This window comes from Streptomyces sp. NBC_00299, assembly GCF_036173045.1.
Lineage (GTDB): Bacteria > Actinomycetota > Actinomycetes > Streptomycetales > Streptomycetaceae > Streptomyces > Streptomyces machairae.
In genome coordinates, this window is sequence record NZ_CP108039.1 from 5,703,580 (window position 1) to 5,730,568 (window position 26,989).

Below are 26,989 nucleotides of genomic sequence, written 5' to 3' on the forward strand. Positions count from 1 at the left end.
ACAACCGCATGGACCGCCTCGACAACACCGTCCGCCCCTACGCCTGGGGTTCGACCACCGCGATCCCGCAGCTCCTCGGGGCCGAGCCGACCGGCGAACCGCAGGCGGAAATGTGGATGGGCGCACATCCGGGCGCCCCTTCGCGCACCGAGCGCGGCACGCTGGTCGAGGTCATCGAGGCCGACCCGGAGCGCGAGCTGGGCGCCGCGGCCGTGGCGAAGTTCGGCCCCCGCCTGCCCTTCCTCCTCAAGATCCTCGCCGCGGGCGCCCCGCTCTCCCTCCAGGTGCACCCCAACCTGGAGCAGGCGAAGGAGGGTTACGAGGACGAGGAGCGCCGGGGCATCCCGGTGGACGCCGGCCACCGCAACTACAAGGACGCCAACCACAAGCCCGAACTGATCTGCGCGCTCACCGAGTTCGACGGCCTGTGCGGCTTCCGCGACCCCATCGCGGCAGCCGATGCCCTGGACGGCCTCGGCGTCGACTCCCTCAAGCCGTACGTCGACCTGCTGCACGCCCACCCCGAGGACGCGGCCCTGCGCGAGGTGCTCACCGCGATCCTCACCGCCGACCCGGACGAGATGGCCCACACCGTCGCCGAGGCCGCGGCCGCCTGCTCCCGCCTCGGCGGCGACTACGCCCCGTACGCCGACATCGCCCACCACTACCCCGGCGACCCCGGCGTCATCGCCGCCATGCTCCTCAACCACGTCCGCCTGCAGCCCGGCGAGGCCCTGTTCCTCGGCGCCGGCATCCCGCACGCCTACCTCAACGGCCTCGGCGTCGAGATCATGGCCAACTCCGACAACGTCCTGCGCTGCGGCCTGACCCCCAAGCACGTCGACGTCCCCGAACTCCTGCGCATCGTCCGCTTCGAGGCCGGCGACGCCGGGGTGCTGCGCCCGGAGGCGTCCCCCGACGGCGAGGAGGTCTACGAGACCCCCATCGACGAGTTCCGGCTGTCGCGGTACGTCCTCCCGGAGGGCACCAGCGCCCACGACCTCACGCGCGCGACCCCGCAGATCCTGCTCTGCACGGCCGGCTCCGTCCGCATCGGCGAGCACGACCTGACGCCCGGTCGGTCCGTCTTCGTACCGGCCGGTGAAAAGGCCGAAGTGTCCGGCGCCGGTACGGTCTTCCGCGCCACGGTCGTCGCCTGACCGAGCACATCCGACGACCCGGCGCGCCGTTGTCGGACCGGGCTGCAACAATGGCCCACCGGCAAAGGACGGGCAAAGCCGAACGGGGGCCGCACGCCCCTTCGGCGATGCCCTGAACAGCGTGCGGACGTGCAGGCGTACGGACGTACAGGCGTACGAAGACGAAGGCGAAGGGACAACGCGACACATGAGCGCGTCAGGCGGTACCAAGGCGATCGTGGCGGCACTCGCCGCCAACCTCGCGATCGCGGCAGCGAAGTTCGTCGCGTTCGCGTTCAGCGGCTCGTCGTCGATGCTCGCCGAAGGCGTGCACTCGCTCGCCGACTCCGGCAACCAGGCCCTGCTGTTGGTCGGCGGCAAGAAGGCCAAGCGCGAGGCGACCCCGCAGCACCCCTTCGGCTATGGCCGCGAGCGCTACATCTACGCCTTCCTCGTCTCGATCATCCTGTTCTCCGTGGGCGGCATGTTCGCCCTCTACGAGGGCTACGAGAAGATCAAGCACCCGCACGAGATCGAGCACTGGTACTGGCCGGTCGGCGTGCTCGTCTTCGCGATCATCGCCGAGACCTTCTCCTTCCGCACGGCCATCAAGGAGTCCAACCTCCTGCGGGGCAGGAAGTCCTGGAAGGAGTTCGTCCGCCACGCCAAGGCGCCCGAGCTGCCCGTCGTCCTCCTGGAGGACCTCGGCGCGCTGGTCGGCCTGATCCTCGCCCTGGGCGGCGTCGGCCTGGCCCTGCTCACCGGCGACGGCGTCTGGGACGGCATCGGCACCATCTGCATCGGCGTCCTGCTCGTCCTGATCGCGGTCGTCCTGGCCATCGAGACCAAGTCGCTGCTGCTCGGTGAGGCCGCGGGCGCCGAGGACGAACAGAAGATCGAGGCCGCCATCGTCGACGGCGACGTGGTCACCCGCATCATCCACATGCGCACGCTCCACCTCGGCCCCGAGGAGCTCCTGGTCGCCGCCAAGATCGCCGTCCCGCAGGGCGACACGGGCGCCGAGATCGCCTCCGCCATCGACGCCGCCGAGGCCCGCATCCGCGAGGCGGTCCCTATCGCCCGCGTGATCTACCTCGAGCCCGACATCTACAGCGAGGCCGAAGCGGCCAAGGGTGCCGACCGCGACGCAGCACCGGGCGGACCGACGACCCCCGGAACCGAGCACTGACGTTCCGCAGCACAGCTTCCAACGGGGCCCGCCGAATCGTTCGGCGGGCCCCGTTGTCCGTTGTCCCGGCTAACCGACCTCGCGCAACACCCCGAGGACGGCCGACTCGTCCGGCGCGGCCAACAGCCGCTCCCGGAACCCTGCGTCCATCAACTTCCGCGACAGCAGCGACAGAATCCGCAGATGCTCGTCGCCCGCGGCCGCCTCCGGTACGGCGATCATGAACACCAGCCTCGCCTTCGTACCGTCCAGCGAGTCCCACTCGACGCCCTGCACGGACCGCGCGAAACCGACGACCGGCGCGGTCACCGCATCGGTCTTGGCATGCGGAATCGCGATCTCCTCACCGAGCCCGGTCGTACCCTGCGCCTCCCGCCGCAGCGCCGTCGCCACCAGCTCGTCAACGTCCACGACCTTGCCGGTCCCCGCCAGCAGTTCAGCCATCTCGCGGATCGCCGACTCCTTGTCGGCCGCATCGAGCCGCACCTTCACGGTCCGCTCGGTGAGGTAGCCGGAGAGGACCTCGGCAGGGGAATCGCCGGCCTCGGACTCGTCCGCGGAACCCGGGGACAGGCCGGGCGACCCTGCGGGCGCCGCACTCGCCGGCCCGGTCGCCGCCGACTCACGTACGGCCGCCTGCGCCACGACAGCAGCGGCGCCGGCGCCCGGCACTCCGACACCCGCACCGACCAGCGCGGGTTCGAGCCCGGCCGTGCCCGTGCCCGTGCCGACGAGGAGGGCCTCCCCGCGCCGCCTGCGCTCACTGATGTCCACCAGGGCAACCGTCGTCAGCGCGGTGACGGCCGTGCCGATCACCACGGCCACGAAGAACATCGGCACGCCACTCACCGCGCCCAGCACCGCCACGATCGGCCCGCCGTGCGGCACCGCGTCCTCCACGCCGGCGACTCCGGCGATCGCACCGGCGACCGCGCCGCCGAGCATGTTGGCCGGGATGACCTGCGCGGGCCGCGCCGCTGCGAACGGGATCGCGCCCTCGGAGATGCCGAAGCAGCCCATGAACAGCGCGGCGAGCCCCGTCTCCCGCTCCTGTTCGGTGTACAGCCGCTTGCGTATCAGCGTGGCGAGGCCCTGACCCAACGGCATGACCGGGATCGCGGCCGCGCACATGCCCATGACCGTCTGGTTGCCGGTCGCGATGAGCCCGGCGCCGAACAGGAACGCCGTCTTGTTGACCGGCCCGCCCATGTCGAACGCGATCATCAGCCCGAGAATCGCGCCGAGCAGGATCGCGCTCGTGCCGGTCATCCCGCTGAGCCAGTCGGTCAGGTTCTCGAACACCCAGGAGATCGGCTTGCCGATGACATAGATGAAGAACAGCCCGAGCGCCGTCGTCGCCACGATCGGGATCACGATGATCGGCATGATCGGCTGCGCGAACTTCGGAACCTTGACCTTCTTGATCCACAACACCAGATACCCGGCGAGGAACCCGGTCACGATCGCCCCGATGAACCCGGCGCCCGCCTTGGAGTCGTACAACTCCCCGGTGTTGGCGATCCAGCCACCGATCATGCCCGGCACCAGCGCGGGCCGATCCCCGATGGCATACGCGATGTAACCGGACAGGATCGGCACCATCAGCGTGAAGCCGATGACACCGATGTTGTTCACGTCCATCCAGAAGGAGTCCTTCGGGATGACCAGACCGCCCGACGGGTCGGTGTGCCCGCCGAGCGAGAGCGAGATCGCGATCAGCAGCCCGCCGACCACGACGAACGGGATCATGTAACTGACCCCGTTCATCAGCGCCTTGTACCCGACGCTCCGCTCCTTGCCGCCGCCGGCCCCCGAGGCCGCGGTGACCGCCCCGGCCTCGTGCACCGGCGCCGACTGCACCTGCTCGATCAGCCGCTCGGGGTGACGTATGCCCTCGGCCACACCGACCGTAAGGACCCGCTTGCCCGCGAAACGGCTCAGGTCCACATCCTTGTCCGCGGCGACGATGATGCCGTCCGCATGCTTGACATCGTTGTCATCGAGGACGTTTTCGGCCCCGATGGATCCCTGCGTCTCCACCTTCATGTCGATGCCGCGGCTCTCGGCAGCCTGCGCGAGCTTTTCCGCCGCCATGTACGTGTGTGCGATGCCGGTCGGGCATGCGGTCACTGCGAGCAGCTTCAACCGCTTCTGCTCGCCGCTGCCGCCGCCCGTGGGGGGAGGGCCGGCCGTACTGGTCACGTCGATCTCCTAACGCCTTTGTTCGTGCGGATCGCCGTCCCGGACGTCCCGCAAGATCGATCAGTTGTTCAGATCTCCTGGGCATCCTGCACCACCCGGCCGCAGCCTCAAAGGGGCGAAAGTAGCGCTTCGCACCGGTTTGCCGCCTCCTGTGCGCCGTTCGTTGGTGTCCTGTTATCGCTCCCGCACAGCACCCTCGCCCACGACCGCCGCCGCCCCACCGCACCGACCCGTGAACCGCCGCCGCCCTCCCACCCCGGATGCCCTGATGGCGCGATCCGTACGGAGCCGGACAAGACAGACCAGGAACGCCCAGGCCTCCCGCTGTGGCTCCCGGGCGTCCCGGTGTAGCTTGGGACAGAGCCAGACGTCGCTGCTGATGGCGGTCGGGCGGTCCCGACACGGACCGGCCGAGGGAGAGAGGGCCTCCGACGGACTGCGCTGCGCGTACGCGGGCATGCCTGTGTCCTCTTCGGGCACCCCGGTGCCTCCGCCGCCGTGCAGACCAGCCGTACCCACACCCTCGACCCAACCCCGAGGAGCAGCTCGTAATGACGACTGTCGAGAACCGACAGGACTTCAAGGTCGCCGACCTCTCCCTGGCCGACTTCGGCCGCAAGGAGATCACCCTCGCCGAGCACGAGATGCCCGGCCTGATGGCGATCCGCAAGGAGTACGCCGAGACGCAGCCGCTCGCCGGCGCCCGCGTCACCGGCTCCCTGCACATGACCGTGCAGACCGCCGTCCTCATCGAGACCCTGGTTGCCCTCGGCGCCGAGGTCCGCTGGGCGTCCTGCAACATCTTCTCCACCCAGGACCACGCCGCCGCCGCGATCGCCGTCGGCCCGAACGGCACGCCCGACAACCCCCAGGGCATCCCGGTCTTCGCCTGGAAGGGCGAGACCCTGGAGGAGTACTGGTGGTGCACGGAGCAGGCGCTGACCTGGCCGAACACCCCCACCGGCGGCCCGAACATGATCCTGGACGACGGCGGTGACGCCACCCTCCTCGTCCACAAGGGCGTCGAGTACGAGAAGGACGGCAAGGTCCCCTCGGTCGACACCGCCGACTCCGACGAGCACCGCGTCGTCCTCGAGCTCCTGCACCGCACCATCACGGACGGCTCGCAGAAGTGGACCCAGCTGTCCTCCGAGATCCGCGGCGTGACCGAGGAGACCACGACCGGCGTCCACCGCCTGTACGAGATGCAGCGCGACGGCGTCCTCCTGTTCCCGGCGATCAACGTGAACGACGCCGTCACCAAGTCGAAGTTCGACAACAAGTACGGCTGCCGCCACTCCCTGATCGACGGCATCAACCGCGCCACCGACGTCCTGATCGGCGGCAAGACCGCGGTCGTCTGCGGCTACGGCGACGTGGGCAAGGGCTGCGCGGAGTCCCTGCGCGGACAGGGCGCGCGCGTGATCATCACCGAGATCGACCCGATCTGCGCCCTGCAGGCGGCGATGGACGGCTACCAGGTCACGACCCTCGACGAGGTCGTCGACAAGGCCGACATCTTCATCACCACGACCGGCAACAAGGACATCATCATGGCCTCGGACATGGCCAAGATGAAGCACCAGGCGATCGTCGGCAACATCGGCCACTTCGACAACGAGATCGACATGGCCGGCCTCGCCAAGATCCCGGGCATCGTCAAGGACGAGGTCAAGCCGCAGGTCCACACCTGGAAGTTCCCCGACGGCAAGGTGCTGATCGTCCTCTCCGAGGGCCGCCTGCTGAACCTGGGCAACGCCACCGGTCACCCGTCCTTCGTGATGTCCAACTCCTTCGCGGACCAGACGCTGGCCCAGATCGAGCTGTTCACCAAGCCGGACGCCTACCCGACCGGCGTGTACACGCTGCCCAAGCACCTGGACGAGAAGGTCGCCCGCCTGCACCTGGACTCGCTCGGCGTGAAGCTGACCCAGCTCCGCCCCGAGCAGGCCGCGTACATCGGCGTCGAGGTCGAGGGCCCCTACAAGCCGGACCACTACCGCTACTGAGCCGACCCGCCGCTGAGCCGCCGCCGAACCAGGCTGCTGCTCAGCGGCGACACGCTCATTGGCAGCAGATCCTCCGAGGCAGGCCCCCGCACCCCCGTGCCGGGGGCCTGCCCCGTTGGCCCGAGCAGCCGTTTCAGCCCGCGCGACCCTCGTGGCCCGTGTGGGCGGACCAGCCCGTCAAGACCCAGGACCCCGATGCCCCGCGGCCGTTATTCGCTCCACGATCCGCACGATCACACCCCCCTCGCAGAAGAGCACTTCCACTGCGCCCCCGGCCCGTCCGGCTGGCGCTACGTCTCACAGCTGACCACCCCGGCGGGCGATCAGAGCGGCTCCGTCGACCTCGCCCTGGACGAACTCGGCCGCCCCATCCGTCTCGAACTCCACGCCGGAGGCTGGCAGGTACGCGGTGCCGCCATCGACGGCGTCACCTGGGTCCGTACCGACCCCACCGGGGTTCAGGCCAGGGAAGGCAATGTGCGCGCCCATGCCTTCACAGGGAGATCCCCCGCATTCCTCATCGCCACCACTCGCCTCCTGCGCCTCACCCCCTCCGCCTCAGCAACCCGCGTACGCCTCCTGGCCCTCACGGACCCGGTCCTCGCCCCCCGCACCGTGGACCAGTCCTGGGCCCTGGTGAACAGAGAAGCACACGCCACTGACAACGGCCCTCTGACTGTGGACGAATACCAGGTCACAGCCCTGGACACCGGCGAACAGCACGCCGTACACATCGCGGGCGACGTCGTCCTCGCGGCACCCGGCATCGAGCTGGAGGACCTGAAATCGCCGCCGTCGACGTTCGCTTGAGCGACAGACCCTGGCCTGGGACGACCTAAGCCGGCGGAGCGAAGCCCGTGGAGGGCCGGTCGTCCGGCGGGGCGTCCTGCGGCGCCGCCGGCTGCCGTACTGCGTCATACGGAGCCGAGGAACGATTCCCGTCCGCGCCGGACGGAGAAGCCGGAGGCGCCGCAGCGGCGGCGGTCGGCACAACTGGTGGACCGTACGGGCCAGGCCCACCAACCCCAGCCCCCGCACCACTCACAGAGGGCGCACCACCCTCGAACGACCCGTGGCTGAAGGCCCGCCGCGCCTCCCGCGCCTGCCGCTCCTGCAGAACTGCCGCCAGATACGCCGCCGGCGGAACACCCTGCGGCGCCGGAGTGCCCGTACGCGCCACGAGATCCGCGGCGAGCTGCTCCGCCATGCTCCGGCCGACCTGCGGGTCGAGTTGCTGCATCCGCGTCAGGTACTGGCGAATGGCGAGCCACAGACCATCCGGAACCGCCGACAGATCAAGCCCCGAGAACCGCCCGGCCAGCCACGGCGGAGGCGGCGGAACGATCCCCGTCCGTGCGAGGGGCACCCGCTCCCGTACGACGAGAGTCCCGGCGAAGACGTCCCCGAGCCGCCGCCCGCGCGCGGACACCAGCGAGGCGATGACGGCGACGACACCGAGCGTCATCAGAATCTCGATCACGCCTATGAGGCCACGCACCAGCGCGTGCCGGAACCGGATCGGTCCACCGTCGTCGCGAACGACCCTCAACCCGCACGCCAGCTTCCCGAGCGAGCGCCCATGACTGAGCGTCTCGACCGCGATCGGCCCGCCGACCAGCAGCAGAACGAACATCGCGATCGACAACGCGGTCTGCGCCGCCTCGTCCAGGGAAGCGGTGGCAGCCACAACGCCAATGGTCACGACGATGTAGGCGATCACAGCCACGGCCAGATCAAGCAGCACGGCCAAGGCCCTGCTGGGCAGCTTCGCGGGGCGCAACTCCAGCGCCACCGCCTCGCCCGTCACCAGCTCACTCACGCCGACCGTCCTTCCCCTGACCTGCCCCTGAAATGGCCAGTCTGCCAAGCTGAGGGCGCATCGCGCCGCAGTACGACAAGCTGACACCTACGACGAGTCGCCGACGAACAGCCGAGGAGCAGAAAACCAGATGGACCTCGACGTCTTCGTCACCGCCCACCGAGCCGAGTGGGACCGCCTCGACGCCCTCCTCGGGCGCCAGCGCCGCCTCACCGGCGCGGAGGCCGACGAACTCGTCGCCCTCTACCAGCGCACCGCCACCCATCTGTCCCTGATCCAGTCCAGCGCGCCCGACCCACAGTTGACCGGCCGGCTCAGCCAGCTCGTGGCCCGCGCGCGTAGTGCAGTGACAGGCACGCGACGCGCCTCCTGGCGCGATGTCACCCGCTTCCTCGCGTACGGATTCCCGGCCGCCGTATACCGGGCGCGCCACTGGTGGGTACCCACGGCACTCCTGTCCACCCTGGTCGCGGCCCTCCTGGGCTGGTGGATCGGCACCCATCCCGAAGTACAGGCCACCATCGCGGCCCCCAGCGAACTACGCGAGCTCACCCGCCCCGGCGGGCAGTACGAGACGTACTACTCCAGCCACCCCGCGGCTTCCTTCGCAGCCCAGGTCTGGACGAACAACGCCTGGGCCGCCGCCCTATGCCTGATCCTCGGCGTCTTCCTCGGCCTCCCAGTGCTCTGGATCCTCTTCCAGAACATGCTCAACCTCGGTGTCGGCTTCGGCCTGATGTCCTCAGCAGGTCGCCTCGACACCTTCCTCGGCCTCGTCCTACCGCACGGCCTCCTCGAACTGACCGCGGTCTTCGTCGCCGCCGGCACCGGCCTACGACTCGGCTGGACCCTCATCGACCCGGGCCCCCGCACCCGACGCTCGGCCCTCGCCGAGGAAGGCCGAGCCGCAATAGGCATGGCAATAGGCCTCGCCCTGGTCCTCTTCATCTCCGGCGCCATCGAAGGCTTCGTGACCCCATCCGGCCTACCGACTTGGGCGCGCATCAGCATCGGCGTCGCCGCTGAACTGGCCTTCCTCGCATACGTCTATGTCCTCGGCGGTCGTGCCGCCCGAGCGGGGGAGACGGGCGACGTCGAGGCTGCCGAGCGCAGCGCCGCCGTTCCCACCGCAGCCTGATGTGCGGGCACGCCCCCTGAGCTGCTAGTGTCCTCTTCGCCCCACAAGAGCCGTTGACACGGAACGAGTAGGGAGGTAGATTAGAACAGTTGCCTGGAAATGGATGAGAGTCCAGCCGGGCAGAGTGACTATCTATCTGCTTCGGTGGAACATCGATTCCCGAGAAGCCCCTCCCGATGATTCGGAAAAGAGTGGCTGGTCAATCCGGCCCGGAACTTCTGATAAAGTCGGAGTCGCCGGAAAGGGAAACGCGAGAGCGGAAACCTGGAAAGCACCGAGGAAATCGGATCGAGAAAAGGTCTGATAGAGTCGGAAACGCAAGACCGAAGGGAAGCGCCCGGAGGAAAGCCCGAGAGGGTGAGTACAAAGGAAGCGTCCGTTCCTTGAGAACTCAACAGCGTGCCAAAAATCAACGCCAGATATGTTGATACCCCGTCTGCCGGAAACATCAGTTCCCGGTGGCGAGGTTCCTTTGAAATAAACACAGCGAGGACGCTGTGAACGGCCGGGCTTATTCCGCCTGGCTGTTCCGCTCTCGTGATGTGTCGTCCCGATTACGGGAAAACATTCACGGAGAGTTTGATCCTGGCTCAGGACGAACGCTGGCGGCGTGCTTAACACATGCAAGTCGAACGATGAACCACTTCGGTGGGGATTAGTGGCGAACGGGTGAGTAACACGTGGGCAATCTGCCCTTCACTCTGGGACAAGCCCTGGAAACGGGGTCTAATACCGGATACCACCTTCACTGGCATCTGTGAAGGTTGAAAGCTCCGGCGGTGAAGGATGAGCCCGCGGCCTATCAGCTTGTTGGTGAGGTAATGGCTCACCAAGGCGACGACGGGTAGCCGGCCTGAGAGGGCGACCGGCCACACTGGGACTGAGACACGGCCCAGACTCCTACGGGAGGCAGCAGTGGGGAATATTGCACAATGGGCGAAAGCCTGATGCAGCGACGCCGCGTGAGGGATGACGGCCTTCGGGTTGTAAACCTCTTTCAGCAGGGAAGAAGCGAAAGTGACGGTACCTGCAGAAGAAGCGCCGGCTAACTACGTGCCAGCAGCCGCGGTAATACGTAGGGCGCAAGCGTTGTCCGGAATTATTGGGCGTAAAGAGCTCGTAGGCGGCTTGTCACGTCGGGTGTGAAAGCCCGGGGCTTAACCCCGGGTCTGCATTCGATACGGGCTAGCTAGAGTGTGGTAGGGGAGATCGGAATTCCTGGTGTAGCGGTGAAATGCGCAGATATCAGGAGGAACACCGGTGGCGAAGGCGGATCTCTGGGCCATTACTGACGCTGAGGAGCGAAAGCGTGGGGAGCGAACAGGATTAGATACCCTGGTAGTCCACGCCGTAAACGGTGGGAACTAGGTGTTGGCGACATTCCACGTCGTCGGTGCCGCAGCTAACGCATTAAGTTCCCCGCCTGGGGAGTACGGCCGCAAGGCTAAAACTCAAAGGAATTGACGGGGGCCCGCACAAGCAGCGGAGCATGTGGCTTAATTCGACGCAACGCGAAGAACCTTACCAAGGCTTGACATACACCGGAAAGCATTAGAGATAGTGCCCCCTTGTGGTCGGTGTACAGGTGGTGCATGGCTGTCGTCAGCTCGTGTCGTGAGATGTTGGGTTAAGTCCCGCAACGAGCGCAACCCTTGTTCTGTGTTGCCAGCATGCCCTTCGGGGTGATGGGGACTCACAGGAGACCGCCGGGGTCAACTCGGAGGAAGGTGGGGACGACGTCAAGTCATCATGCCCCTTATGTCTTGGGCTGCACACGTGCTACAATGGCAGGTACAATGAGCTGCGATACCGTGAGGTGGAGCGAATCTCAAAAAGCCTGTCTCAGTTCGGATTGGGGTCTGCAACTCGACCCCATGAAGTCGGAGTTGCTAGTAATCGCAGATCAGCATTGCTGCGGTGAATACGTTCCCGGGCCTTGTACACACCGCCCGTCACGTCACGAAAGTCGGTAACACCCGAAGCCGGTGGCCCAACCCCTTGTGGGAGGGAGCTGTCGAAGGTGGGACTGGCGATTGGGACGAAGTCGTAACAAGGTAGCCGTACCGGAAGGTGCGGCTGGATCACCTCCTTTCTAAGGAGCACTTCTCACCGAGTCCTTCGGGACGAGGTCAGAGGCCACTACGCAGGCAAACGTTCTGCGGTGGTTGCTCATGGGTGGAACGTTGATTATTCGGCACTCTCAGTCATCTCGGGCTGCCAGTACTGCTCTTCGGAGCGTGGAACGCTGATCACGAGTGGCGAGGGTGCCGGGCACGCTGTTGGGTGTCTGAAGTAACGGCCGCAAGGTTGTGCTTCGGTTGCCGGCGCCGGTGTAGCACCACAGTGGTGGTGTGTGACGGTGTACTGGTCGTTGTTTGAGAACTGCACAGTGGACGCGAGCATCTGTGGCCAAGTTTTTAAGGGCGCACGGTGGATGCCTTGGCACCAGGAACCGATGAAGGACGTGGGAGGCCACGATAGTCCCCGGGGAGTCGTCAACCAGGCTTTGATCCGGGGGTTTCCGAATGGGGAAACCCGGCAGTCGTCATGGGCTGTCACCCTTGCCTGAACACATAGGGCAAGTGGAGGGAACGCGGGGAAGTGAAACATCTCAGTACCCGCAGGAAGAGAAAACAACCGTGATTCCGGGAGTAGTGGCGAGCGAAACTGGATGAGGCTAAACCGTATACGTGTGAGACCCGGCAGGGGTTGCGTATACGGGGTTGTGGGATCTCTCTTCTGTTGTCTGCCGGCAACAGGACGAGTCAGAAACCGTTGATGTAGGCGAAGGACATGCGAAAGGTCCGGCGTAGAGGGTAAGACCCCCGTAGTCGAAACATCAGCGGCTCGTTTGAGAGACACCCAAGTAGCACGGGGCCCGAGAAATCCCGTGTGAATCTGGCGGGACCACCCGCTAAGCCTAAATATTCCCTGGTGACCGATAGCGGATAGTACCGTGAGGGAATGGTGAAAAGTACCCCGGGAGGGGAGTGAAATAGTACCTGAAACCGTGTGCCTACAAGCCGTGGGAGCGTCGGAATGTGCTTGCACATTCTCGTGACTGCGTGCCTTTTGAAGAATGAGCCTGCGAGTTTGCGGTGTGTTGCGAGGTTAACCCGTGTGGGGAAGCCGTAGCGAAAGCGAGTCCGAATAGGGCGATTTAGTAGCGCGCTCAAGACCCGAAGCGGAGTGATCTAGCCATGGGCAGGTTGAAGCGGAGGTAAGACTTCGTGGAGGACCGAACCCACCAGGGTTGAAAACCTGGGGGATGACCTGTGGTTAGGGGTGAAAGGCCAATCAAACTCCGTGATAGCTGGTTCTCCCCGAAATGCATTTAGGTGCAGCGTCGTGTGTTTCTTGCCGGAGGTAGAGCACTGGATAGGCGATGGGCCCTACCGGGTTACTGACCTTAGCCAAACTCCGAATGCCGGTAAGTGAGAGCGCGGCAGTGAGACTGTGGGGGATAAGCTCCATGGTCGAGAGGGAAACAGCCCAGAGCATCGACTAAGGCCCCTAAGCGTACGCTAAGTGGGAAAGGATGTGGAGTCGCAGAGACAACCAGGAGGTTGGCTTAGAAGCAGCCACCCTTGAAAGAGTGCGTAATAGCTCACTGGTCTAGTGATTCCGCGCCGACAATGTAGCGGGGCTCAAGCGTACCGCCGAAGTCGTGTCATTGCAGCAATACGCCCAACGGCGGCTGTGATGGGTAGGGGAGCGTCGTGTGCCGGGTGAAGCCGCGCCGGAAGGCAGTGGTGGACGGTTCACGAGTGAGAATGCAGGCATGAGTAGCGATTCACACGTGAGAAACGTGTGCGCCGATTGACTAAGGGTTCCTGGGTCAAGCTGATCTGCCCAGGGTAAGTCGGGACCTAAGGCGAGGCCGACAGGCGTAGTCGATGGATAACCGGTTGATATTCCGGTACCCGCTGTGAAGCGTCAAACATTGAACCAGGCGATGCTAAGTCCGTGAAGCCGCCCTGGAGCCTTCGGGCAAAGGGGAGTGGTGGAGCCGACGGACCAGACCTGTAGTAGGTGAGTGATGGGGTGACGCAGGAAGGTAGTCCAGCCCGGGCGGTGGTTGTCCCGGGGTAAGGGTGTAGGCCGTGATCCAGGCAAATCCGGATCACATGAGGCTGAGACCTGATGCCGAGCCGATTGTGGTGAAGTGGATGATCCTATGCTGTCGAGAAAAGCCTCTAGCGAGTTTCATGGCGGCCCGTACCCTAAACCGACTCAGGTGGTCAGGTAGAGAATACCGAGGCGTTCGGGTGAACTATGGTTAAGGAACTCGGCAAAATGCCCCCGTAACTTCGGGAGAAGGGGGGCCATCACTGGTGAGGGAACGTGCTTCCTGAGCTGGGGGTGGCCGCAGAGACCAGCGAGAAGCGACTGTTTACTAAAAACACAGGTCCGTGCGAAGCCGTAAGGCGATGTATACGGACTGACGCCTGCCCGGTGCTGGAACGTTAAGGGGACCGGTTAGTCACAATTCGTTGTGGCGAAGCTGAGAACTTAAGCGCCAGTAAACGGCGGTGGTAACTATAACCATCCTAAGGTAGCGAAATTCCTTGTCGGGTAAGTTCCGACCTGCACGAATGGCGTAACGACTTCTCGACTGTCTCAACCATAGGCCCGGTGAAATTGCACTACGAGTAAAGATGCTCGTTTCGCGCAGCAGGACGGAAAGACCCCGGGACCTTTACTACAGTTTGATATTGGTGTTCGGTTCGGCTTGTGTAGGATAGGTGGGAGACTGTGAACTCTGGACGCCAGTTCAGGGGGAGTCGTCGTTGAAATACCACTCTGGTCGTGCTGGATGTCTAACCTGGGTCCGTGATCCGGATCAGGGACAGTGTCTGATGGGTAGTTTAACTGGGGCGGTTGCCTCCTAAAGAGTAACGGAGGCGCCCAAAGGTTCCCTCAGCCTGGTTGGCAATCAGGTGTTGAGTGTAAGTGCACAAGGGAGCTTGACTGTGAGACCGACGGGTCGAGCAGGGACGAAAGTCGGGACTAGTGATCCGGCGGTGGCTTGTGGAAGCGCCGTCGCTCAACGGATAAAAGGTACCCCGGGGATAACAGGCTGATCTTCCCCAAGAGTCCATATCGACGGGATGGTTTGGCACCTCGATGTCGGCTCGTCGCATCCTGGGGCTGGAGTCGGTCCCAAGGGTTGGGCTGTTCGCCCATTAAAGCGGTACGCGAGCTGGGTTTAGAACGTCGTGAGACAGTTCGGTCCCTATCCGCTGCGCGCGTAGGAATATTGAGAAGGGCTGTCCCTAGTACGAGAGGACCGGGACGGACGAACCTCTGGTGTGCCAGTTGTTCTGCCAAGGGCATGGCTGGTTGGCTACGTTCGGGAGGGATAACCGCTGAAAGCATCTAAGCGGGAAGCCTGCTTCGAGATGAGTATTCCCACCCACTTGATGGGGTAAGGCTCCCAGTAGACGACTGGGTTGATAGGCCGGATCTGGAAGCACGGTAACGTGTGGAGGTGACCGGTACTAATAGGCCGAGGGCTTGTCCATAGATGCTCGCGTCCACTGTGTTGGTTCTGAAACCACGAACAGCCCCGTATGGCCACATGCGGTGCGGCTGACAGTTTCATAGTGTTTCGGTGGTTATAGCGTGAGGGAAACGCCCGGTTACATTCCGAACCCGGAAGCTAAGCCTTACAGCGCCGATGGTACTGCAGGGGGGACCCTGTGGGAGAGTAGGACGCCGCCGAACAAATTGTGAGAAAGGCCCACACCTTATGGTGTGGGCCTTTCTGCGTTTCTGGTGGTTTGCGCGACGCATAGTTTTGGGGCTCTCTGAAATGAGAGCCCCTCGGGAAGTCTTCGGTTACAGGCGTCCCGCCGTTTTGAGGGCCAGATATGCGTCTGCCAGTGCCGGCGCGAGTTCTTCTGGTGTGGCGTCGACGACCGTGACGCCGTGACGGCGGAGTTGTTCTGCTGTGCGGTTGCGTTCGCTTTGGGCCTGGGCGGCGGCTGCGGCCTCGTATACGGCGTCTGTGTTTCCGCGTGCGGTTGCCATGTGTGCGATGTGGGGGTCCGCTACTGAGGCCAGCAGAACTGTGTGGCGCTGGGTGAGTTGGGACAGCACCGGGAGCAGGCCCTCCTCGATGGGGGCCGCGTCGAGGGTCGTGAGCAGCACGATCAGGGAGTGGCGGGGGGCCGTACGGAGAGCCGTGGCCGTCAGGCCTCGGGCGTCCGTTTCGATCAGCTCGGGTTCCAGTGTGGCCATCGCGTTGACCAGGGAGGGAAGGACGTCTCCTGCTGTGCGGCCTTGGACGAGGGCTCGTACTCGGCGGTCGTAGGCGAGGAGGTCCACGCGGTCGCCGGCGCGGGAGGCGAGGACGGCCAGGAGCAGTGCTGCGTCCATGGAGGCGTCCAGGCGGGGAGCGTCGCCGACGCGGCCTGCTGAGGTTCGGCCGGTGTCCAGGACGAGGAGGATGTGGCGGTCGCGTTCGGGGCGCCAGGTGCGCACGGCAACTGTGGATTGGCGGGCTGTGGCGCGCCAGTCGATGGAGCGGGTGTCGTCTCCGGGGACGTATTCGCGCAGGCTGTCGAATTCAGTGCCCTCGCCGCGGGTGAGCACGCTGGTGCGGCCGTCGAGTTCGCGCAGGCGGGCCAGTTTGGAGGGGAGGTGCTTGCGGCTTGTGAACGGGGGGAGGACCCGTACCGTCCAGGGGACGTTGTGGGTGCCCTGGCGGGAGAAGAGGCGCAGGGGGCCGTAGGAACGGATCGTCACGCGGTCGGCCTGGCGGTCGCCGCGGCGGGTGGGGCGTAGGCGGGTGGTGACGCGGCGGCGTTCGCCTGCCGGGACCGTCACGCGGTGGCGGGAGGCCGCTACCTCTGTGCCCTGCTGCCAACTGCTGGGGGGCCAGGCGTCGCGGAGGTGGGCGCGGAGGGGGCGGCTGGACGGGTTGGTGATCGTGAGGGTGACGTCGGCCGTTTCGCCCAGGCGTACGGAGGTGTCGCCTGAGCGGGTCAGGCCGAGGCGGCGTACGGGTGCGGCCAGGGCGAAGTCGCAGGCGCAGGCCGCCACCAAGGGGGCGTTGACCGCCAGGATGCCTGTCCAGCTGGGGTCCCAGATGCCTACGGGGAGGGAGCCCAGGGCCGCGAGGAGTGCGGCGCGTCCGGTGAGTGCCATCAGCGCGGGACGGGGACGTGGGTGAGGATCGCGTTGATCACGGAGTCGGCGGTGACGCCTTCCATCTCGGCCTCCGGGCGGAGTTGTACGCGGTGGCGGAGGGTGGGGAGTGCCAGGGCCTTCACGTCGTCGGGGATGACGTAGTCGCGGCCTGTGAGCCACGCCCACGCGCGGGCGGTGGCCAGAAGGGCCGTGGCGCCGCGAGGGGAGACCCCGAGGGTGAGGGAGGGGGATTCGCGAGTGGCTCGGCAGATGTCGACCACGTAGGCCGTGATCTCCGGGGAGACCGTCGTCTTGGCCACGGCCGCGCGTGCCGCTTCCAGGTCCGCGGGGCCCGCTACGGGGCGTACGCCGGCGGCGCGCAGGTCGCGGGGGTTGAAGCCCTCGGCATGGCGAGTGAGGACGTCGATCTCGTCCTGGCGGGAGGGGAGCGGGATCGTGAGCTTGAGGAGGAAACGGTCCAGCTGGGCTTCGGGGAGGGGGTAGGTGCCCTCGTACTCCACCGGGTTCTGGGTTGCTGCGACCAGGAACGGGTCGGGGAGCGGGCGCGGTGTGCCGTCGACGGTGACCTGGCGTTCCTCCATGGCTTCCAGGAGGGACGACTGGGTCTTGGGAGGAGTCCGGTTGATCTCGTCGGCCAGGAGGAGGTTGGTGAAGACCGGGCCGGGCTGGAAGGAGAACTCGGCGGAGCGGGTGTCGTAGACGAGGGAGCCCGTCACGTCGCTCGGCATGAGGTCGGGGGTGAACTGGACGCGCTTGGTGTCGAGTTCGAGTGCGGAGGCGAGGGCGCGTACGAGGAGGGTCTTGGCGACGCCGGGGACGCCTTCGAGGAGGACGTGGCCGCGGCACAGGAGTGCGACGACTAGGCCGGTCACGGCGGGGTCCTGGCCGACCACGGCTTTGGCGATCTCGGCGCGCAGGGCCTCCAGGGAGGCTCGGGCGGTGCCCGAATCCCCGGTGTTCCCGGCGTTGTCAGTGGTCGGGTCCATCATGGACGGCGTACCTCTCTTTCGAGGGCGTCGAGTTGGTCGGCGAGGGCGATGAGTGCTGCGTCGTCGCTGGGCGGCGGGCCGAAGAGGAGCGTGTGCAGGCTCTGTCCGTCCCCGTGCTGGTGGAGGTGGGCGGACAGCGCGGGGAGCAGGGCCTCGGGCGTGTGCGCCTGAGTGACGGGGACACCTACGAGGGGGGCGAGGCGCGTGCGGGTGGTGGAGCGAAGAGCGGCGGCCGCGCGGTCGCGGGCGTTCGCCTTGCGGTAGAGGCGGGCGCGGCCTTCGACGGTTTCGGAGGCGCGGATCGCGACGGGGAGTTTTTCGGGCACGAGGGGGCCGAGTCGGCGTGCCCGCCAGAGGGCGGCCAGGGCTGCGGCGATGAAGAGCTGCAGCGTGCCCCAGAGCCAGCCCGAGGGGAGCAGGTCGAGGAAGCTGCGTTCGTCGTCCGAGTCGGCGGCCGACGTGTCGGAGAGCGAGGGGAGGTACCAGACCAAGTGGGGGCGGGAACCGAGGAGTTGGAGCGCCAGCGAGGCGTTGCCCTGCTCGTCGAGGCGGTCGTTGTTGAGGATGTCGGGCGCGCCGAGGACGACGGTGTCGCCGGCGGCGTCCCCGGTGGAGTCCGGGACGCGCAGCAGGGTGGCGAGGCGCTCGCTCGGGTAGCACTGGTCGGCGTCGAGGTGGGTGGTGGTGTAGCGGACGCCGCCCAGGTCGGCGGTGCCTGCGCGCCGGGCGGCGGGCAGGGTGCAGTCGGGGGAGAGCTCCGAGTCGAGGCTGGTGGCGGGGTCCGCGGTGACGCCGGGGACGAGTCGTTCGACGGACCAGCTGCCGGGGGCGACGAGTACGGTACGGCCGCCGGAGCCGGCGGTCGACGAGCGCAGCCAGGACTGTTGACGGTGCGTCAGGAGGTCTGGGGCGGCGACCAGGACGGTGGTGTCCGGGGCGGCCGCGGCGCGCGCGTCGTCCAGGGTGGTGACCACACGCGTGTCCACGCCGCGGTCGGCGAGGAGTTCGGCGACGGCCCGGCTGCCCTTGGGGTCGGCGGAGCGTGGGTCGAGGGCGCCGTGCCGGGAGTCGGAGCGGATCGTGGCGATCACGACGGCCGCCACGAGCAGCAGTACGACGGCGAGGGCGATGCCTCGCGTGCGGGTCCACACCTGGCGCGGGGTGGGCGAGGCCGAGGTGGACTGGAGCGTGGCCTCGGTGGTCATTCGGCGGCTCCCTGGCGGGCGTTGGGGGCCGTACTGGGGGTGCTGGCGGCGAGTTGCGGCTTGCTGCTCTCCAGGTCGCGGTCGAGTTCCGTGATGCGCTGGTACGCCTGCTGGGTCGCGGTCCTGCCGCCGTACGTCACGTCGTCGAAGTCCCGTGCTGCGGCGCGCAGTCGGTCCGTGTGGGCGGGCAGTGAGCGGCCTGCTTCGGCGGCGGCCTCGTCCGCGGTGCGGCCGGGGCGTACGTCGAGAAGTGCGCGCTCCTCGAGTGAGCGGACGATGGCGCGCATGCGCTCCTGGACGGCCTGGTTCCAGTGGCCCTGGGCGGCGTGTGCCTCGGCGGCGGACCGGTGTTCGGCGGCACTGCGGGGGCGGTCGTCGAACAGGGCGGCGGAGGACGTGGGTTGGCGGCGCGGGGTGCCCAGGCGCCACCACAGGGCGCCCAGGACCGCGACGACGACCAGGATGATGACGACCAGGCCGAGCGGTCCCCCGGGCGTCACGGTCGAGGCGCTGTTGAACAAGTCCTCGACCCAGGCCCAGAAGGCATCCAGGGCTCGCTGGAACCAGCTGGGTTCGTTCTCGTGGTACATCTGCTTGGACAGCTCGCGACGGGCCGCCTCCCGCGCGGGATCGCGCGGGATCGTCAGTGGTGGCTCGTCGGCCGAACGTGCCGTCGGCGTCAGTGCTGACGCTGTTGTGAGAACTCCCCCCGCCAGGCTCACCGGATCAGCTCCCCGGGGTGCCAGCGCTGTGGTCCTGGACGCCGGCTGCGCGGGCCAGTTCGAGGTCGAGGGCCTCGCGGCGGATGCGCTGGTCGATGTAGAGCAGGACGGTGACGCCGGCCGTGATCGGGAAGGTGATCATGGAGCCGATCACCGAGCCGATGCCGCTGATGATGAGGAACGTCCAGCCGAAGTCGCCGGCGCCGTCGAGGAAGGCGGTGGCGCCGTCACCGCTGAACGCGGCGGCGAGGAAGGTGAAGGGGATGACGACGATCGCCGCGACGATGTTCGCGATGAGCGTGGCGAGCAACTGGATGCCGAAGACACGCCACCACGAGCCGCGGACCAGCTTCACGGACCGGCTCAGCGCCTTCACGATGCCCTGCTTCTCCAGCATCAGCGCGGGCGAGGCGAGGGAGAAGCGGAACCACAGCCACATCGCGACGATGCCCGCGCCGAGGATGCCCAGGATCGCGAGCGCCCCGCCCGCGGCACCGGAGCCCGAGGCGACCACCAGGATGCCGGGCAGGGCACCCACGAGCACCAGGCCGAAGGTCATGAGCAGCAGCAGGAGGAGCAGGCCGAACAGCGGCAGCACCTGAGGACGGGCGTCGCGCCAGGCCTCGCCGGTGGTCACGGACTTGCCGAGCACCGCGCGGCTGGTGACCGTCGTCAGCAGGGCGGTCGCGATGATCGCGCCGATCACCGAGATCAGGAAGATCACGCTCGAGCTGAGCAGGGCGTCGCCCGTGGCCCGGGTGACCTCGCTGAGGGTGGCGTCCGGGTCGTTGAGGGCCTCACTGCCGGCGAGGTCGTTCAGGACGAAGCCCTGGAGGAGGATGACGAGGATTTCCGTCACGATCGCGACGGTCAGGGAGATGCCCAGGACCGTGCGCCAGTAGGTGCGCATGGTGGAGACCGCGCCGTCGAGGATCTCGCCGACGCCGAGGGGGCGCAGCGGGATCACGCCGGGCTTGGCAGCGGGCGGCGGGCCGCCCCAGCCGCTGCCCCAGGCACCGTGTCCGCCGGGGGCGCCATAGCCCTGGGAGCCACCGCCGTACCCGCTGGTGCCGGCAGGAGGGGTGGTGCCCCAGCCCGGGCCGGGCGGTGGGGGTGGCGGGGTCTGGCCGGGAGCCTCGGGTCCGGTCGGGGCGGACCACTGGCCGGCCGGCGGCTGCTCCTTGGACCACTTCGAGCCGGTGCCCTGTGGGTCGGGTCCCGGTTGCTGCGCGGGGTCGGGACGGTCTGCGGGCTCGGCAGGGCCGGACGTGCCGGGTTCCTGGCCGTCGGACGGGGCGGATCCGGGCGAGGCCCAGCCCGGAGTGTCGTTCATCGTCGCTCCTTCACGGTGCCCGTCCGCGGTCGCGGCGGCAGGTTGGCAGCCATCGTGCCATGGGGTGGCCGCAGAGGTACCGGCCGCGGTATGGGCTGGACACCTTCAATTGTCCGCCGGACAAAGGGCAGACTGACCGCATGGCTGATCAGCACGCGCAATCCGGCGAGGACAGCAAGCCGCACGAGATCCCGGCGATCCGGTGGGACGAGCCACCCGAAGGTCCCGTACTGGTCCTTCTCGACCAGACAAGGCTGCCGGCTGAGGAGGTCGAGCTGGTCTGTACGGACGCGCCCGCGCTGGTGGAGGCGATCCGTTCGCTCGCCGTGCGCGGGGCGCCGCTGCTCGGGATCGCCGGGGCGTACGGCGTCGCGCTCGCCGCCGTACGCGGCTTCGACGTGGACGACGCCGCCGAGTCGCTCGCGGGGGCCCGGCCCACCGCCGTGAACCTCGCCCTCGGTGTGCGCAGGGCTCAGGCGGCGTACCGGGACGAGCTCGCCGGGAGCGGGGACGCCGAGCGGGCCGCCGCCGCAGCGCTGAGGGCCGCGCGGGCACTGCACCAGGAGGACGCCGAGGCCAGCACGCGCATGGCCGAGCAGGGGCTGGCACTGCTGGACGAGCTGCTGCCCGGGGGTGGGCACCGCATCCTCACGCACTGCAACACCGGGGCGCTGGTGTCGGGCGGGGAGGGCACGGCGTTCGCGGTCGCCCTCGCGGCGCACCGGGCCGGGCGGCTCAGGAGGCTGTGGGTGGACGAGACGCGGCCGTTGCTGCAAGGGGCTCGCCTGACGGCGTACGAGGCTGCGCGCAACGGGATGGCGTACACACTGCTCACGGACAACGCGGCGGGGTCCCTGTTCGCCGCCGGTGAGGTGGACGCGGTGCTCATCGGGGCCGATCGGATCGCGGCCGACGGGTCGGTGGCGAACAAGGTGGGGAGCTATCCGCTCGCCGTGCTCGCGCGGTACCACCATGTGCCGTTCATCGTGGTGGCACCCTTGACGACAGTGGACCCCGAGACCCCGGACGGGGCGTCCATCGAGGTCGAGCAGCGTCCTGGGTTCGAGGTGACCGAGATCGTGGCGCCTCAGGTGCCGGTGGCGGGAGGGGAACCGGGAGGCGGGATTCCGGTGGCGCCCCTGGGGACCCAGGCGTACAACCCGGCGTTCGATGTGACGCCGCCCGAGCTGGTGACGGCGATCGTCACCGAGGAAGGGGTCGCATCGCCCGTGACGGCCCAGGCGCTCGCCGAGCTGTGTGCCAGGTCACGGCAGGTGACGCCGACGTAGTGAGTGGACATAGGTGGAACCAGTTCGGGCAGAGCGGACCAAACCCGTCCAAAGGTTACTCGCTGTGATCTGAGCGAGGGCAGACAGTGGCGACGGCGTACGACTAAGGTCACTGGCCGGTGACCTACCTCACCTCAGCCTTCGCCACTGTTATGAGAATGGGATGATGTCGTTTATGAAGGGACGAGTCCTTGTCGTCGACGACGACACCGCACTGGCCGAGATGCTCGGCATCGTGCTGCGTGGTGAAGGTTTTGAGCCGTCTTTCGTAGCCGACGGCGACAAGGCGTTGGCCGCATTCCGTGAGGCAAAGCCCGACCTGGTGCTGCTGGACCTGATGCTGCCCGGAAGGGACGGCATCGAGGTGTGCCGTCTGATCAGGGCGGAGTCCGGCGTGCCGATCGTGATGCTGACGGCGAAGAGCGACACCGTCGATGTCGTCGTGGGCCTGGAGTCCGGCGCCGACGACTACATCGTCAAGCCGTTCAAGCCGAAGGAGCTCGTCGCCCGGATCCGGGCGCGGCTGCGGAGGTCCGAGGAGCCGGCGCCCGAGCAGCTCGCCATCGGTGACCTGGTCATCGACGTGGCCGGGCACTCCGTGAAGCGGGAGGGGCAGTCGATCGCGCTGACACCGCTGGAGTTCGACCTGCTGGTCGCGCTGGCCCGCAAGCCGTGGCAGGTGTTCACGCGTGAGGTGCTCCTCGAGCAGGTGTGGGGCTACCGGCACGCGGCCGACACACGTCTGGTCAATGTCCATGTGCAGCGGCTGCGTTCCAAGGTCGAGAAGGACCCGGAGCGCCCGGAGATCGTCGTGACCGTCCGTGGCGTCGGCTACAAGGCAGGGCCGAGCTGACATGTCCGGGGACAGTGCCGCTACGGCCCCCGGTCGGACCGGGGCCCCTCCGGAGCGGCCTGTCGGCCGGAAAAAGGCGGGTTCCCGCTGGGGACGGTTCCTCGAGGGCGGGCTGCTGCAGGGCGGAGTGCAGGGCAGTCCGGTCCTCCGGCTCCTGCTGCGCTGGGTGCGCCGGCCGCTGCTGCCCGTCATGCGGCTGTGGCGGCGCAACATCCAGCTCAAGGTCGTCGTCACGACCCTGCTGATGTCGCTCGGCGTCGTCCTGCTGCTGGGCTTCGTCGTCATCGGGCAGGTGCGCAACGGCCTGCTGGACGCCAAGGTGAAGGCCTCGCAGAGCCAGGCCACCGGCGGATTCGCCGCCGCCAAGAAGAGCTCCGACGAGGCCGCCGCCGGGGCCGCCGACGACGCCGGGACGGTCGACGGACGGTCCGAGCAGAACGTCATCCAGTGGATGAGCGATCTCGTGTCCTCGCTCTCCAGCGGCGGCCAGGGCGCCTTCGACGTGGTCACCCTTCCGGCCTCCGCGGCAGGAGACAGCGGTGGCCGCGGACCCCGAGCCTCCGGCGGCGTGGACCCGACGGCGAGCGTCCCCGAGGACCTGCGCGAGCGGATCGACAGCAACATGGGGGCGTTCCAGAGCTACACCCGCATCGTCTACAACCGCACCGCCGACAAGGAGGCCCAGCCGGCCCTGGTCATCGGCAAGCAGGTCAACGACCCCAACGGCGACCCCTACCAGCTCTACTACTTCTTCCCGCTCACCCAGGAGGAGAAGTCGCTGAGCCTGGTCAAGGGGACGCTGGCCACCGCCGGGCTCTTCGTCGTCGTACTCCTCGGGGCCATCGCCTGGCTCGTGGTCCGGCAGGTCGTCACGCCGGTGCGGATGGCGGCCGGTATCGCCGAGCGGCTGTCCGCAGGGCGGCTGCAGGAGCGGATGAAGGTCACCGGCGAGGACGACATCGCGCGGCTCGGCGAGGCCTTCAACAAGATGGCGCAGAACCTTCAGCTGAAGATCCAGCAGCTGGAGGACCTGTCGCGGATGCAGCGGCGGTTCGTGTCCGACGTGTCCCATGAGCTGCGGACGCCGCTGACGACCGTACGCATGGCCGCCGACGTCATCCACGAGGCGCGGGAGGACTTCGACCCCGTGACCGCGCGGTCGGCGGAACTGCTGGCCGACCAGCTGGACCGATTCGAGTCACTGCTCGCCGACCTGCTGGAGATCAGCCGGTTCGACGCGGGCGCTGCGGCGCTGGAAGCCGAGCCGATCGACCTCAGGGAAGTCGTACGACGCGTCGTCAGCGGGGCCGAGCCGCTCGCCGAGCGCAAGGGCACCCAGATACGCGTCGTCGGCGACCAGCAGCCCATCGTCGCCGAGGCCGACGCCCGGCGCGTCGAACGGGTGCTGCGCAACCTCGTCGTCAACGCCGTCGAACACGGCGAGGGCAGGGACGTCATCGTCAAGCTCGCCTCGGCGGGCGGGGCGGTCGCAGTCGCGGTACGCGACTACGGCGTCGGGCTCAAGCCCGGCGAGGCGACCCGCGTCTTCAGCCGCTTCTGGCGGGCGGACCCGGCACGCGCGCGTACCACGGGCGGTACGGGTCTGGGGCTGTCGATCGCGCTGGAGGACGCACGGCTGCACGGCGGCTGGCTCCAGGCGTGGGGCGAGCCGGGCGGCGGTTCGCAGTTCCGGCTGACCCTGCCGCGGACCGCGGACGAACCGCTGCGGGGCTCGCCGATACCCCTGGAACCCAAGGACTCACGGCGCAATCGCGGCCTCGACGACGCCGGACTGCCCAGCGGTGGCGGCGAGAAGGCGGCGACGGTGCCGGTCCAGCCCAACGGGGACCAGGCGCCCCCGATGCCCTCCAGAGACCCGATCGTCACGCGGACGGGCGGGGCGGCCCCCAAAGCCGACCCGACGGCGCTGCCCGGCAACGGCGCGCGCGTGGTGCCCCGGCCCGCTTCGGGCGCGCGGCGGCAGGAGGAGACGCCCGGTGCGCAGGAGCCGGCGAGCGAGGAAGCCGGACAGGACGGGGAGTCGAGCAAACATGGGGAGGCGTCTCATGGCCGCTGACCGCGAGAGGGGCGCCACCCGGCGCGGGGCGGGGCGCACGGTGGCGTACGCCGCCTGTGGCGCCGTACTGCTGGCCGGGTGCGCCTCCATGCCCGACAGCGGCGATCTGCGGGGCGTCGAGTCCACGCCGCGACAGGAAACGCAGGTGCGGGTCTTCGCCATGCCGCCGCACGAGGACGCCTCGTCCTCGGAGATCGTGTCGGGCTTCCTGGAGGCACTGACCAGTGACGATCCGGACTACGAGATCGCGCGCAAGTACCTGACCAAGGAAGCGTCGGACAAGTGGCAGCCCCTGCTGTCCACGACGGTGCTGGCCGACGGACCGGGCGCTGACGTCGAACGTGTCGGGGGCCGGGAGGAGACCGACAACCTCTCCTACACGCTGACCGGCACCAAGGTCGCCCTGGTCGACGCGCAGCAGTCGTACGCGCCCGCCGGCGGGGACTACAGCGAGCCGATGCACCTCATCCGGGACAAGAAGACGAAGCAGTGGCGGATCGACATCCCGCCGCGCGGCGTCGTCATGGGCAAGTCGGACTTCCAGCGGAACTACATGTCCGTCGACAAGTACTACTTCGCCACGAACACCACCCTCGGGACCTCGCCGCACACGGCGGCCGTCGCCGATCCCGTCTACGTGCGCAGGAACGTGGACCCGATGACGCAGATGGTCCGCTCCCTGCTCACCGGGCCGACCAGCTGGCTCAACCCGGTGGTCAGGTCGAGCTTCCCCACCGGCACGGCACTGAGGAAGGGCGTCACCGCGCTGACGCCCGACGATCAGAACAGGCTGACCGTGCAGCTGAACGACAAGGCGGCCCGGGTCGGACTGACCCAGTGCAAAGAGATGGCGGCCCAGCTCCTGTTCACCCTGCAGAACCTCACCCCCACCGTGGACGAGGTCGAGCTGAGGTCTGACGGCAGGCAGCTGTGCTCGCTCACCGAGGAGAGTGCCGAGGCCGTCGCCGCGCGCGGATCGGTGGAGCGCGCCGACTATCTGTACTTCCTCAACGCCGAGCACCGGCTCGTACGGCTGCCCGCAGCCACCAGCGACACGGAGCCCGATCCCGTGCCGGGCGCCCTGGGCGACGGCGATGTGCAGCTGAAGTCCGTGGCGGTGTCGCGTGACGAGGACATGGCGGCCGGGGTCGGCCTCGACGGCAAGAACCTGTACGTCGGTGCGCTGGTATCGGGTGGTCCGCTCGGGGAGCCGGAGCTGAGCAGCGCGGGCCCGACGGCGGAGCAGCGGCTGTCGGCGCCCAGCTGGGACGCACAGGGCGACCTGTGGGTGGCCGACCGCAATCCCGGCAACCCACGCCTGCTCCTGCTGGAGGAAGGCGTCGGCGAGCCGATGGTGGTGAAGACGCCGCCGGGCCTTGAGGGGCGCATCGAGTCGGTGAAGGTGGCCGCCGACGGTGTGCGCATTGCGCTCGTGGTGAAGCAGGGCGAGAAGTCGTCGCTGCTCATCGGACGGATCGAACGGAGCCAGGACGGCAAGGCGGAGGAGCCCTCAAGCGTCTCGGTGCACGAACTGCGCTCCGCGACTCCCGAGTTGGAGGAGGTCTCGGCCATGTCGTGGGCCGGTGACAGCCGGCTCGTCGTGGTCGGGCGCGAGAAGGGCGGCGTGCAGAACATGCGATACGTGCAGGTCGACGGCTCCACACCGGAGGGACCGGCGCCCGCGGCCCTCAGCGGCGTCAAGGAGATCACCGCGTCCGAGGACGCACGGCTGCCGCTGGTCGGTTACTCGGAGGACGGGATCGTGCGGCTGCCGTCGGGGGCGCAGTGGCAGAAGGTGGTGACGGACGGGGCCGCTCCGGTCTATCCGGGGTGAGACTTCGCCCGGACCGCCCTTGAGGTGCGGGACGGG

Annotated in this window: 16 protein-coding genes and 3 rRNA genes; 12 read left to right on the forward strand and 7 right to left on the reverse strand. The window is 67.7% G+C overall.

The window, feature by feature from the left end; genetic code table 11:
• Positions 1-8 precede the first annotated feature (8 nt).
• Entirely contained in the window at positions 9-1,160 is a 1,152-nt protein-coding gene (gene manA, locus OHT51_RS25450; protein WP_328881233.1) for a mannose-6-phosphate isomerase, class I, read from the forward strand.
• 187 nt (positions 1,161-1,347) lie between these two features.
• Positions 1,348-2,328: a cation diffusion facilitator family transporter gene (locus tag OHT51_RS25455; protein WP_328881234.1), complete on the forward strand. Its 981-nt coding sequence runs from the start codon at positions 1,348-1,350 to the stop codon at positions 2,326-2,328.
• Positions 2,329-2,397: 69 nt separating this feature from the next.
• Here OHT51_RS25455 and OHT51_RS25460 read toward each other — a convergent pair whose 3' ends face one another.
• A complete protein-coding gene (locus tag OHT51_RS25460) occupies positions 2,398-4,530 on the reverse strand; it encodes a fructose-specific PTS transporter subunit EIIC (RefSeq protein ID WP_328881235.1) in 2,133 nt (710 codons plus the stop codon).
• A 551-nt stretch (positions 4,531-5,081) separates the two neighbouring features.
• On the opposite strand from OHT51_RS25460, the gene ahcY reads away from it, so the two are divergent.
• On the forward strand, positions 5,082-6,539 hold the full coding sequence (ahcY, locus tag OHT51_RS25465; RefSeq protein WP_328881236.1) for an adenosylhomocysteinase: 1,458 nt from the start codon (positions 5,082-5,084) through the stop codon (positions 6,537-6,539).
• A 195-nt stretch (positions 6,540-6,734) separates the two neighbouring features.
• Entirely contained in the window at positions 6,735-7,349 is a 615-nt protein-coding gene (locus OHT51_RS25470) for a hypothetical protein (protein ID WP_328881237.1), read from the forward strand.
• A 25-nt stretch (positions 7,350-7,374) separates the two neighbouring features.
• Here OHT51_RS25470 and OHT51_RS25475 read toward each other — a convergent pair whose 3' ends face one another.
• The gene (locus OHT51_RS25475) at positions 7,375-8,358 is read right to left on the reverse strand and encodes an RDD family protein (RefSeq protein ID WP_328881238.1); all 984 of its coding nucleotides are present in this window, start codon (positions 8,356-8,358) and stop codon (positions 7,375-7,377) included.
• Between the two features lie 130 nt (positions 8,359-8,488).
• Between OHT51_RS25475 and OHT51_RS25480 the strand changes: the two genes are divergently transcribed.
• The 4 genes from OHT51_RS25480 to rrf all read left to right on the forward strand — a co-directional run bounded on the left by OHT51_RS25480 (position 8,489) and on the right by rrf (position 15,223).
• Positions 8,489-9,496 (forward strand): stage II sporulation protein M, encoded by a 1,008-nt coding sequence (locus OHT51_RS25480; RefSeq protein ID WP_328881239.1) that lies wholly within the window; start codon positions 8,489-8,491, stop codon positions 9,494-9,496.
• A 567-nt stretch (positions 9,497-10,063) separates the two neighbouring features.
• Positions 10,064-11,588, forward strand: a 16S ribosomal RNA gene (locus OHT51_RS25485).
• A 315-nt stretch (positions 11,589-11,903) separates the two neighbouring features.
• A 23S ribosomal RNA gene (locus OHT51_RS25490) occupies positions 11,904-15,021 on the forward strand.
• Between the two features lie 85 nt (positions 15,022-15,106).
• Positions 15,107-15,223: ribosomal RNA gene (gene rrf, locus OHT51_RS25495) — 5S ribosomal RNA — on the forward strand.
• Together the 16S, 23S and 5S rRNA genes form the textbook arrangement of a ribosomal RNA operon.
• Positions 15,224-15,337: 114 nt before the next feature.
• Here rrf and OHT51_RS25500 read toward each other — a convergent pair.
• From OHT51_RS25500 to OHT51_RS25520, 5 genes are read right to left on the reverse strand one after another with little or no spacing between them, the layout of a single operon-like run.
• Positions 15,338-16,648 (reverse strand): DUF58 domain-containing protein, encoded by a 1,311-nt coding sequence (locus OHT51_RS25500; protein WP_328881240.1) that lies wholly within the window; start codon positions 16,646-16,648, stop codon positions 15,338-15,340.
• Positions 16,648-17,637 carry an AAA family ATPase gene (locus OHT51_RS25505; protein WP_328884430.1) on the reverse strand — a complete coding sequence of 330 codons (990 nt, stop codon included), beginning with the start codon at positions 17,635-17,637 and terminating at the stop codon, positions 16,648-16,650. The genes OHT51_RS25500 and OHT51_RS25505 overlap by 1 nt, the downstream gene beginning before the upstream one ends.
• The gene (locus OHT51_RS25510; RefSeq protein ID WP_328881241.1) at positions 17,637-18,845 is read right to left on the reverse strand and encodes a DUF4350 domain-containing protein; all 1,209 of its coding nucleotides are present in this window, start codon (positions 18,843-18,845) and stop codon (positions 17,637-17,639) included. Before OHT51_RS25510 ends, OHT51_RS25505 begins: the two co-directional genes overlap by 1 nt.
• A complete protein-coding gene (locus OHT51_RS25515; RefSeq protein ID WP_328881242.1) occupies positions 18,842-19,567 on the reverse strand; it encodes a DUF4129 domain-containing protein in 726 nt (241 codons plus the stop codon). The genes OHT51_RS25510 and OHT51_RS25515 overlap by 4 nt, the downstream gene beginning before the upstream one ends.
• Before the next feature lie 4 nt (positions 19,568-19,571).
• Positions 19,572-20,900, reverse strand: coding sequence for a DUF7847 domain-containing protein (locus OHT51_RS25520; RefSeq protein ID WP_328881243.1), 1,329 nt, complete (start codon positions 20,898-20,900; stop codon positions 19,572-19,574).
• A gap of 140 nt (positions 20,901-21,040) precedes the next feature.
• Between OHT51_RS25520 and mtnA the strand changes: the two genes are divergently transcribed.
• The 4 genes from mtnA to OHT51_RS25540 all read left to right on the forward strand — a co-directional run bounded on the left by mtnA (position 21,041) and on the right by OHT51_RS25540 (position 26,953).
• Positions 21,041-22,189: an S-methyl-5-thioribose-1-phosphate isomerase gene (gene mtnA / locus OHT51_RS25525; RefSeq protein ID WP_328881244.1), complete on the forward strand. Its 1,149-nt coding sequence runs from the start codon at positions 21,041-21,043 to the stop codon at positions 22,187-22,189.
• Between the two features lie 163 nt (positions 22,190-22,352).
• Complete coding sequence (gene mtrA / locus OHT51_RS25530) at positions 22,353-23,042, forward strand: two-component system response regulator MtrA (protein WP_187281934.1); 690 nt, start codon at positions 22,353-22,355, stop codon at positions 23,040-23,042.
• Position 23,043: 1 nt separating this feature from the next.
• Entirely contained in the window at positions 23,044-25,119 is a 2,076-nt protein-coding gene (gene mtrB, locus OHT51_RS25535; RefSeq protein ID WP_328881245.1) for an MtrAB system histidine kinase MtrB, read from the forward strand.
• The gene (locus OHT51_RS25540) at positions 25,109-26,953 is read left to right on the forward strand and encodes an LpqB family beta-propeller domain-containing protein (protein ID WP_328881246.1); all 1,845 of its coding nucleotides are present in this window, start codon (positions 25,109-25,111) and stop codon (positions 26,951-26,953) included. Before mtrB ends, OHT51_RS25540 begins: the two co-directional genes overlap by 11 nt.
• Positions 26,954-26,989: the final 36 nt, after the last annotated feature.

What these genes read in the sequence shown, in the direction of transcription:
- OHT51_RS25520 (WP_328881243.1), bottom strand. Translation starts at nt 20,900, where the DNA reads ATGAACGACACTCCGGGCTGGGCCTCGCCCGGATCCGCCCCGTCCGAC.
- OHT51_RS25505 (WP_328884430.1), bottom strand. Translation starts at nt 17,637, where the DNA reads ATGGACCCGACCACTGACAACGCCGGGAACACCGGGGATTCGGGCACC.
- mtrB (WP_328881245.1), top strand. Translation starts at nt 23,044, where the DNA reads ATGTCCGGGGACAGTGCCGCTACGGCCCCCGGTCGGACCGGGGCCCCT.
- manA (WP_328881233.1), top strand. Translation starts at nt 9, where the DNA reads ATGGACCGCCTCGACAACACCGTCCGCCCCTACGCCTGGGGTTCGACC.
- OHT51_RS25470 (WP_328881237.1), top strand. Translation starts at nt 6,735, where the DNA reads ATGCCCCGCGGCCGTTATTCGCTCCACGATCCGCACGATCACACCCCC.
- OHT51_RS25540 (WP_328881246.1), top strand. Translation starts at nt 25,109, where the DNA reads ATGGCCGCTGACCGCGAGAGGGGCGCCACCCGGCGCGGGGCGGGGCGC.
- mtrA (WP_187281934.1), top strand. Translation starts at nt 22,353, where the DNA reads ATGATGTCGTTTATGAAGGGACGAGTCCTTGTCGTCGACGACGACACC.
- ahcY (WP_328881236.1), top strand. Translation starts at nt 5,082, where the DNA reads ATGACGACTGTCGAGAACCGACAGGACTTCAAGGTCGCCGACCTCTCC.
- OHT51_RS25455 (WP_328881234.1), top strand. Translation starts at nt 1,348, where the DNA reads ATGAGCGCGTCAGGCGGTACCAAGGCGATCGTGGCGGCACTCGCCGCC.
- mtnA (WP_328881244.1), top strand. Translation starts at nt 21,041, where the DNA reads ATGGCTGATCAGCACGCGCAATCCGGCGAGGACAGCAAGCCGCACGAG.
- OHT51_RS25510 (WP_328881241.1), bottom strand. Translation starts at nt 18,845, where the DNA reads ATGACCACCGAGGCCACGCTCCAGTCCACCTCGGCCTCGCCCACCCCG.
- OHT51_RS25500 (WP_328881240.1), bottom strand. Translation starts at nt 16,648, where the DNA reads ATGGCACTCACCGGACGCGCCGCACTCCTCGCGGCCCTGGGCTCCCTC.
- OHT51_RS25480 (WP_328881239.1), top strand. Translation starts at nt 8,489, where the DNA reads ATGGACCTCGACGTCTTCGTCACCGCCCACCGAGCCGAGTGGGACCGC.